Source organism: Curtobacterium sp. 18060, from assembly GCF_902706105.1.
In the GTDB taxonomy this organism is placed as follows: Bacteria; Actinomycetota; Actinomycetes; order Actinomycetales; family Microbacteriaceae; genus Curtobacterium.
Map to the genome: position 1 here is coordinate 236,037 of NZ_CACSJV010000002.1, position 7,415 is coordinate 243,451.

General features: G+C 72.8%; 7 protein-coding genes. 6 read left to right on the forward strand and 1 reads right to left on the reverse strand.

What is annotated here, in order from left to right:
- The first annotated feature begins 47 nt into the window (after positions 1–47).
- From GVL05_RS02505 to GVL05_RS02515, 3 genes are read left to right on the forward strand one after another with little or no spacing between them, the layout of a single operon-like run.
- Complete coding sequence (locus GVL05_RS02505; protein WP_159571026.1) at positions 48–1,382, forward strand: hypothetical protein; 1,335 nt, start codon at positions 48–50, stop codon at positions 1,380–1,382.
- Entirely contained in the window at positions 1,379–1,981 is a 603-nt protein-coding gene (locus GVL05_RS02510) for a low molecular weight phosphatase family protein (RefSeq protein ID WP_159571029.1), read from the forward strand. The genes GVL05_RS02505 and GVL05_RS02510 overlap by 4 nt, the downstream gene beginning before the upstream one ends.
- The gene (locus GVL05_RS02515; RefSeq protein ID WP_159571032.1) at positions 1,959–3,086 is read left to right on the forward strand and encodes a glycosyltransferase; all 1,128 of its coding nucleotides are present in this window, start codon (positions 1,959–1,961) and stop codon (positions 3,084–3,086) included. The genes GVL05_RS02510 and GVL05_RS02515 overlap by 23 nt, the downstream gene beginning before the upstream one ends.
- Before the next feature lie 78 nt (positions 3,087–3,164).
- Here the strand turns inward: GVL05_RS02515 and GVL05_RS02520 are convergent, their stop codons facing one another.
- Positions 3,165–4,310, reverse strand: a complete 1,146-nt coding sequence (locus GVL05_RS02520; protein ID WP_159571035.1) for a glycosyltransferase — start codon at positions 4,308–4,310, stop codon at positions 3,165–3,167.
- 104 nt (positions 4,311–4,414) lie between these two features.
- Between GVL05_RS02520 and GVL05_RS02525 the strand changes: the two genes are divergently transcribed.
- From GVL05_RS02525 to GVL05_RS02535, 3 genes are read left to right on the forward strand one after another with little or no spacing between them, the layout of a single operon-like run.
- Positions 4,415–4,867, forward strand: coding sequence for a DUF3060 domain-containing protein (locus GVL05_RS02525; RefSeq protein WP_159571038.1), 453 nt, complete (start codon positions 4,415–4,417; stop codon positions 4,865–4,867).
- 29 nt (positions 4,868–4,896) lie between these two features.
- The gene (locus GVL05_RS02530; RefSeq protein WP_159571041.1) at positions 4,897–6,393 is read left to right on the forward strand and encodes a lipopolysaccharide biosynthesis protein; all 1,497 of its coding nucleotides are present in this window, start codon (positions 4,897–4,899) and stop codon (positions 6,391–6,393) included.
- A 15-nt stretch (positions 6,394–6,408) separates the two neighbouring features.
- A complete protein-coding gene (locus tag GVL05_RS02535) occupies positions 6,409–7,284 on the forward strand; it encodes a glycosyltransferase family 2 protein (protein ID WP_159571044.1) in 876 nt (291 codons plus the stop codon).
- The last annotated feature ends 131 nt before the right edge of the window (positions 7,285–7,415 follow it).

Here is a 7,415-nt window from a genome sequence, read left to right on the forward strand (position 1 = left end):
GATGATATGAAATACCACCGCAAGCGACAGTGGAATGGAGGGGGATCATGCCGGTCCTCGGAGCCGTCTTCACGGCTGTGCTCGCCGTTGCGCTGATCGCCCGTCGGACGTGGCTCCCCGCGGTGATCGGCGTCGCCGGCGGCCTGCCGTACACGGCTGCCGTCGTCGCCGGAGGGAACGGCGTGCCCCTGTTCTCGGCTGCGGCGCTCGCGTCGGGCATCGCGCTCCTCGGGACCCGCCCGCTGCGCACCACGCACTGGTCGGCGAACGCGCTCGCAGCCTTCGTCGCGTGGGCGACCATCGCCACCGCCGTCGCCCCCTGGATGTTCGCCGGCGTCCGTGTCCTCGTCCCACGTGGCGGTGTGGACGGTCAGGTGCTGGACCCCGGGTACCTCACCTACTCGATCAGCAACCTCGCGCAGCTCGGGTACCTGTTGCTCGCGGTGTGCGCGTTGCTGTACCTCGTCCGCGTCGGGGCGGCAGAGACCGCGCTCCGGATCGCGCTGGTCGTCGGCACGGTCGTGACCACCGTGCGCGGGGTGCTCGTGCAGGCAGGTGCGGACGTGCTGGCACCCCTGATGGACACGCTGCCGGGGGTCGCCTACGCGTGGGCGCTCCCGGGGGAGCGGTTGCGGGGGGTCTTCAGCGAACCGAGCGAGCTCGCAGCGTTCGCTCTCCCGGCCGCCGCGTACTTCGCCGTCACGGCACTGCGGTCGTCCGGCGGGCAGCGGATGATCTGGGCCGCGGCGAGTGCGCTGTCGTGCGCGAACCTCCTGCAGGCGGCGTCCGGCACCGCTGTCGTCGCCTCCGCCGTCGTGATCGCCGTCGGCCTGCTCGTGGTCGCCGTGCGGTACGTCGTCCGGGGTGGACGCGGCACCGTCTGGTTCGTCCTCGGGGGGCTGACGATCGCGATCGTGCTGCTCGCGGCCGGCCCGCAGCTCGCCGCACCGGTCGAGGCGATCGTGGACGACAAGGTCGGCAGTCAGTCGTACGACTCCCGGACCGGCGCGGACGGCTTCAGCTGGGGGGTCCTCGCCGACACCCTCGGCATCGGCGCCGGGCTCGGCGCGAACCGGCCGTCGTCCTTCGGGATGACGCTGCTGACCTGCGTCGGGATCCCGGGCACGATCGCGTTCGCCGTCTTCGCGCTCGGCGTGCTCGTGCGCGCGGCGCGGTCACCGGCGACCGTCCCGGCCTCGGTCGCGCTCGCCGCGGTGCTCGTCGCGAAGCTCGTCGGCACCCCGGACCTCTCGACGCCGATCCTCTGGCTGCTCCTCGCCGCATGTGCCTCGAGCGTCTGGCGCCCCGTCGCCGAGCCGCCGGAACCGGGACCGGACGCCGCCGGTGCACGACCCGTCACCCTGACAGGAGCCCATCAGTGATCTCGATCCTCATCGTCTGCGAGGGCAACATCTGCCGTTCGCCGTACGTCGAACGCGTCCTCCGGGCGCGCCTCGACGCAGTGCTGCCCGGAGTCTTCCGCGTGGACAGCGCCGGCACCGCTGCGACAGCGGGTACGCCGATGTTCCCGCGTTCCGCCACCGCTGTCGGACAGGACGGCGGCGACCCGGACGCGTTCGTCTCGACGCCGCTGACCGCCGCGGTGCTGCGCGACAGGGACCTCGTGCTCACGCTCGAGCGCGCGCACCGAGCGCAGGTCCTCGACCTCGCGCCGCACCTCCTGCGGCGGACCTTCACGATGGCGGAGTTCGACCGCCTCGTCCGCCCCCTGCTGGACGCCGATGCCGTCGACGAGCGGTTCTGGGCGGAACTCCCGCGCCTCGTGTCCCGCTTCCGGGTCGCGACGGCCCCGACCGACCCGGCGCTCGACGACGTCGCCGACCCGGTACGCGGCGACGAGCACGACTTCCTGACCATGCGCGAGCGGGCGATCTCCGCCATCGCGACCATCGCGGCGTGCGCGGAACGCGCCGCCACCGACCAGAACGGAGCCGACCGTGCGCGGACTGCTCGTCCATGAGTGGATCGAGGCGGTGGGCGGCGCCGAGCGTGTCGTCGACGCATTCGCCGATGCCTACCCTGCCGCCGACGTGTTCGGGCTGTGGAACGACGCCCCCGGGCGATACGCGGACCGGCGGGTGGTCGAGAGCGTCCTGGCGCGGTCGCCCCTCCGCGGCAGGAAGGCGCTGTCGATGCCGTTCCTTCCGGCCCTGTGGAGTCACGGCCTGCGCACCGTCGGCGAGTACGACTGGGCGATCGTGAGCTCGCACCTGTTCGCCCACCAGGCCCGTGTGACCGGGGTCGCCCCGGACCGGCAGTTCACCTACGTGCACACGCCGGCCCGGTACCTCTGGAACCCGGAACTCGATGCCCGCGGATCGACCATGCTCGCCCGCGCGGGTTCGCCGGTACTCCGCTCCGTCGACCGCCGTCGCGCCCAGGGGCTCCGTCACGTCGCCGCGAACAGTCGCTTCGTGCAGCAGCGCATCCGCGACACCTGGGGCATCGACGCTCAGGTGATCAACCCGCCGGTCGGCGTGGAGCGGCTCGCTGCGGTCGCCGACTGGGCGTCCGTGCTCGACGAGCGCGACCGCGCTGTCCTCGAGGCGCTGCCTGCCGACTTCGTCCTCGGTGCCTCGCGGTTCGTTCCGTACAAGCGCCTCGACGTCGTCATCGATGCCGGTCGGGCGTCCGGGCGTCCGGTGGTGCTCGCCGGCGACGGTCCGGATGCCGAGCGGCTGCGCGCGCTGGCTGCCGAGTCGAGGGTCGAGGTGCACTTCGTCTGCACGCCCTCCGACGCGATGCTCGCGGCGCTCCTGCAGCGTGCCGCGGTCTACGTGTTCCCTCCCGTCGAGGACTTCGGGATCCTGCCCGTCGAGGCGCTGGCCCTCGGCACGCCGGTGGTCGCGAACGCCGAGGGCGGGGCTCGCGACTCGGTGCAGGAAGGAACGAGCGGCACGCTCCTCCACGACCTCGCGGATTCGACCCTGGCCGCAGCGGTCGACGGTGCCGTGCGACTCGACCCAGTTGCCTGTCGTGCGCGCGCCGCCGCGTTCTCGACCGAGCGGTTCCAGCGCGAGATCGCGGAGTGGACCGGCATCCCGGTGGGGGGCCGGACCGGCTGAGGGTCCGCGGGGGTGGACCGGACCGCCTGGAGGCCCGGTGCCGGTCCGTCGGACCTGCACCGGGCCTCCAGTCGGTCGCTACCTGGCTGCGCTCACCAGGACGCGCTCGATCTGCGCCACGATGTGCGGCGTCGCGTAGCGCGCGGCGGAGTGGCGCCCGTTGCGGGCGAGTCGGTTCCGTTCCTGCTCGTCCCCGGCCAACCGGAGGATCGCGTGCGCGAGGGCATCGACGTCGCCTGGACGGACGAGGAGCCCGTCCTCGCCGTGCGTGAGCACCTCGGCAGGGCCGCCAGCGTCCGCGGCGATGACCGGTCGACCGAGCGCCATGGCCTCGGTGACCACCTGCCCGAACGGCTCCGGGCGGCGGCTGGCGTGCACGAGCAGATCGCACGCGCTGATCTCGGCATCGACGTCCTGCCGGTGTCCCCGGAACTCGACCACCGCCGTCAGGTCCAGCTCCGTGACCAGGGTGTGCAACTCGGCGGCGTGGTGGTCGTCGGTCCCGAAGTGCGCCGCGCCGATCAGCCGGAGCCGCGCATCGGGGTCGAGACCGAGCGCGCGGGCCGCGGCGAAGGCGCGGACCGCGATGTCCTGCCCCTTCCAACGGGTGAGCCGCCCGACCATGCCGATGGTGAACGGGCCGGGTGCCGACGGGGCGGCCTGGTCCGGGAGGTCCACGGGGCAGCCGATCACCGCGGGTGCCGGACCGGACCGGCCGAGGGAGCGGGCCGTCGTCCGTGAGTTGGCGATTCTGGCTGCGGGGAGCGTCGTCAGCGCCGCGCGGAGTACCAGGGTGTTCGCGCGGGAGGCACCGGCCGCTCCGACGACGTCGTGGACGTACGCCACGACGGGGATGCGTGCGAGCCGGCCGGCCAGTCCGCCGTACACGTGCGCTTTCGCCGAGTGTGTGACGACCACGTCGGCGCCGACGTCGCGGAGCCGTCGCGCGAGGGCCCGCGTGGAGCGGAGCGTCGACACTCCCTTCGCGAGGAGGCCCCCACCCGCATCGGCTGCGTGCTCGGTCACGGACGGGTCGAGCGCGACGACCTCGTGCTCGACGCCGAGCCCGGAGAGCAGGGACTCGAGTGGCCCGTGTTCACCGAGGACGACGATCACCTCGGTCTCGACCCGGGCGGCGGCCACCCGCGCCACGAGGAGCTCCGCCCCGGACAGTGCTGCGCTGTGGGTGAGCATGGCGACGAGCGGGAGGTTCCGGGTTGTCATGCATCTAGAATACCAGTATTCTATAGAGCGTGTCATTGAAACGTCACCGGGGCGACAGTGCCAAGCGTCATCCGCCTCGCCGCGATCCCAGAACGGAACCCGACATGCGTCACACCTCCCGCACCGCCCGCATCGCCGCCACGACCCTGGCTGCGATCGGGATCCTCACCGTCGTCACGGCGTGCTCCGGCACCGGCGGCGACGAACCCACCAAGAAGCCGACGGCCAGCTCGAGCGCCAAGGCGGACGACCGCTTCTCGACGCCGCCGGCCGACATCCAGAAGGCGACGGCGGAGTGCGCCGACGGCAAGGTCGTCATCGACCAGAGCAACAAGGACGTCACCGTGGGCGACTGCGCCTCGGTCGAGATCACCGCGAGCAACGCGGTCGTCCACCTCGGCAAGGTCGACGCGCTCGTCTTGAGCGGCACCATCAACGACGTCGACGCCAAGGAGATCGGCAAGGTCACGGTCAGCGGCAACGGCAACCGGGTCACCACGGACGGCAAGCCGAAGGTCACGGACAAGGGCGCCGAGAACCTGTTCGTCACCCGCTGAGTCCGACCCGACCCGAACGGAGGACTGCCATGACCCGCACGACCCTGCCGGACTGGCAGTCCTCCGCTCCGCTCGCGACTGCGGCAGCCCGTGGCGGCATCGTCACCGCCGCCGGCACCGCGACCCGGTTCCTCGTGCAGCTCGTCACCGTCGTGGTGATCGCCAGGATCCTCGGCCCCGCCGAGTACGGGTTCGCGGTCGTCGTGCTCCTGCTCAGCGGTCTCGCCGAGCTCCTCCGCATCGGTGGCATCGGAGCCCTCGTCACCCGTGCGCCGCGCCTGTCCGCCGGCGTCGCCTCCTCGCTCCACCTCCTCAGCGCCGCAGCCGGACTCGCTGCCGGCGCTGCGCTGGCCCTGTCGGCGCCGGCACTCGCGGTCGTCCTCGGCTTCCCAGCGTCCGGCAGGTCTGTGATGCTGCTCGCGGTTCCCTTCGTGGCGGCCGGGGCCAGCGCGGTCCCCACGGCGCTGCTCGCCCGCAACCTCCGCTTCCGTGCCCTCGCCCTGCTCGAGGTCGCGTCGATGGTCTCCGGCGCCGCCCTGGCGCTCGTGCTCGCGATCGCCGGTGCGGGCTCATCGGCGCTCGTCGCCCAGGCGCTCCTCTTCTCGCTCGTGCTCGGCATCGGTTCGATCGCCGTGTGTCCCTGGCGCCCGACCCGCCCCGCGCGGTGGCCCGCCGTCCGGCCGGAACTCGGCTTCGCAGCGAACGTCACCGCGGTCCAGGTCCTCAACTTCGCGGCCCGCAACCTCGACAAGGTGATCGTCGGGGCGTCGTTCGGCCCGCTCGCCGCCGGCTTGTACGCACAGGCCGGGCAGCTGCTCACGATCCCGCTGGAGCAGGTCAACGGGCCGCTCCAGCGCGTCGCGGTCCCCGTGCTCGCCAAGGTCGCCGACGACCGCGAGCGCTTCCGGCGCTACTACCGGCACCTCACAGCCCTGACCGGGTACGTGCTGTGGCCGACCTTCGCGGTGCTGGCAGTGCTCGCCGACGCCGTCGTCACCGTGCTGTTCGGCCCCGCGTGGGCGGGCTCGGTACCGATCTTCCGCGTGCTGGTGCTCGCTGGCATCGCGCAGACCCTCGGCTACGTCACCGTCTGGGTGTTCGTCGCGACCGGCCAGGGCGCTCGTCAGACCATCTGGGCGCTCGTCAGCCGTCCGCTCGTCCTCGCCTCGTTCTTCGTCGGCCTGCCGTGGGGCGTCACCGGGATGGCGTGGGCGTTCTCCGTCAGCTCGCTCGTCCTCGTCGTCCCCGGCTTCGTGGTCGCTGGTCGACGCCCAGGGCTCGGGCTCCGTGACCTCGTCACGCCGATCGTCCGCCCCGGCATCGTGGCCGTGGCGGTGGGTGGTGTCACGCTCCTGACCCGGCTGCTCGACCTCGGCCCCTGGCTCGCGATCACGGTCGGCGGCGCTTCTGCGCTCGTCGTGCTCGCCCTTGCCGTCGTGCTGCCGGGCATCCGCCGCGACGTCATCGCGATGGCGCGCCACGTCGCGCCCGCCCGGTTCGGGCGCACCACCGCAACCACACCCTGAGAGAGCGAGTCCGCCGTGCCCGTCTCCGCCGTGCCCGTCTCCGTCGTCGTCCCGGTCGGTCGACCCGACACCGCCCTGAGCGCGCAGCTCGGGGCGATCGCCGTGCAACAGCACGAGGGCGACGTCGAAGTCGTCCTCGCTGCCAACGGCGTCAGGCCCAGCGTCCTGCGCCCGTTCGTCGACGCCACGGAGTGGCCATCCGGCTGGGCCGTGCGCGTCGTCGACGCGACAGACGTCCGTGGGCCGAGCCACGCTCGCAACGTCGGCTGGCGCGCCGTACGACACGACATCGTGCTGTTCTGCGACGCGGACGACGTGCTCGAACCCGGATGGATCTCGGCGATGGCTGCGGCCGTGCAGCAACACGGCATCGGCGGCGGCCGACTGGCGTACGACCTGCTCAACGCACCCGCGCTCGCGGCCCGGGTGACCGCGTCGACGACGGAGCTGCCCGTCAAGTTCCGGCACCTGCCCTACACGCCGAGCTGTGCGCTCGGCGTGACCCGCGCGCTGCTCGAGGCCGTCGACGGCTTCGACGAGTCCTTGCACTGCGGCGAGGACATCGACTTCTGCTGGCGGGTGGCTGCGGCTGGTTCGCCCATCGTCTTCGTCCCGCAGGCGGTCGTCCAGTACCGCTTGCGCAGCGCGGCCCGCGGTGCGTTCCACCAGGCGTACCGCTACGGCGTCGACGATGCGCGCCTCCTGCGGGCACACCGCGCCGCCGGTGCACGGTGGCGCGCGGTCGACGGGGTCCGTGAGCTCGCATCGACGGTCAAAGCCGTTCTGCTCGCCGGCACCGGCCAGGAGGCCCGGATCACCGCCGCCTCGCGCGTCGGCGCCGCCTGCGGCCGGTTCGCAGGCTCCGTGCGGCACCGCATCGCCGCCTTCTGATCGCAGTCCGCCGCTGAGCGGCCAGGCCGCCGCCCGTCGTCACGACGGGCGGCGGCCTTCGTCGTTGGTGAACGTGGGCTGTGGGCTGTGGGCTGTGGGCTGTGGGCTGTGGGCTGTGGCAGGGCGGTCGG

Bases quoted from the DNA above. Each gene is read 5' to 3' on its own strand.
- GVL05_RS02505 (WP_159571026.1), top strand. From the start codon at position 48: ATGCCGGTCCTCGGAGCCGTCTTCACGGCTGTGCTCGCCGTTGCGCTG.
- GVL05_RS02520 (WP_159571035.1), bottom strand. From the start codon at position 4,310: ATGACAACCCGGAACCTCCCGCTCGTCGCCATGCTCACCCACAGCGCA.
- GVL05_RS02530 (WP_159571041.1), top strand. From the start codon at position 4,897: ATGACCCGCACGACCCTGCCGGACTGGCAGTCCTCCGCTCCGCTCGCG.
- GVL05_RS02525 (WP_159571038.1), top strand. From the start codon at position 4,415: ATGCGTCACACCTCCCGCACCGCCCGCATCGCCGCCACGACCCTGGCT.